The following is a 1,034-nucleotide window of genomic DNA, read 5'->3' on the forward strand; positions in this document are numbered from 1 at the left end:
TCAACATAATTAGAAAGTGAATTGTATTTATTTGAATAATTTCCAGCTTCTGCTATTTTATTATTTAAATTTCTTATAGCATCATTTAAAGTGTTTAGTACATCATCAATTCTTTGTTGTTCTGATTGTAAGTTATTTTTAACTTCAGTGATTAATCTATCTAGTTCAGCAATATCTGCAACAATTTGAGTATTATTTGCTAAATAACCAACATTAGTTGCATTAGCTTTTAAAGTTTCTGCTTCAGTTTTTGCATCTTCTAATAATTTCAATGCAGCTTTTAGTTTTGTTTCGTCTGTTCCAGCATCTTTAGCAGCTTGGGTAGCTGTTTTATAGTTACCAGTTTTGAATGTATTGTATAGATTATCATGTGCTTCCTTAATATCTTCTGCTTTTTGCTTAGCGGATGTAATAGAACTGTTAGTATCCTTAATTGCTTGGTCTAGGGCATCTAATTCAGTTTTTAGCGCAGGAATACCTTGGTTTTTAACATTATTATGTAAATTTAGAACATTTTTTGCACTTTCTAATTCGGTGTTAGCGGTTATGACAGCTAAATTAATTTCATCATATTTAGTTTTGCCGTCTAATTCTTGTTTTTTAGCTAATAAGTCTTGAGCAGCTTTTTGAAGTGCTGCTTTGACTCTATCAATTCTGTCTTGTTCACTTTGTTCTGCTTCTTTTAGAGCATCTTCTGCTTCTTTTATAGACTTAGTTATGTCCGTAATTAAGGCTTGTGCTTCTGTTTCTTTGGCTGAATAGTGTTTTGAAGTTGCGCTATCCTTAACTTTTTGAGCATCTTCTTTAATTTTGTTTAGTTTTTTAATAATTTCTTTAAGATCATCAATATTTTTCGCATTAATTGCAACAGCAACATTTGGTTTTAAATTATTAAATGCTTCTTTTTCTTTAGCTAAAGCATTTTCGATTTGCTCTTTATTTTGTTTATTTTCTGTATTTAGAGTATTGTAAACACCACTAACTTCATCAGTTAGCGTTTTTAGTTGTTTTAGAACAACATCAAGTTTTTGATG

General features: G+C 29.6%; 1 protein-coding gene. It reads right to left on the minus strand.

From position 1 onward, the window contains the following. Window positions 1-1,034 (minus strand): coiled-coil domain-containing protein (locus JXZ91_RS03045; RefSeq protein ID WP_205851542.1); only part of this gene is annotated, 1,034 nt, incomplete at both ends.

Origin of the sequence: Mycoplasma enhydrae (assembly GCF_017116825.1) — a bacterium.
GTDB classification, from domain to species: Bacteria; Bacillota_I; Bacilli_A; order Mycoplasmatales; family Metamycoplasmataceae; genus Metamycoplasma; species Metamycoplasma enhydrae.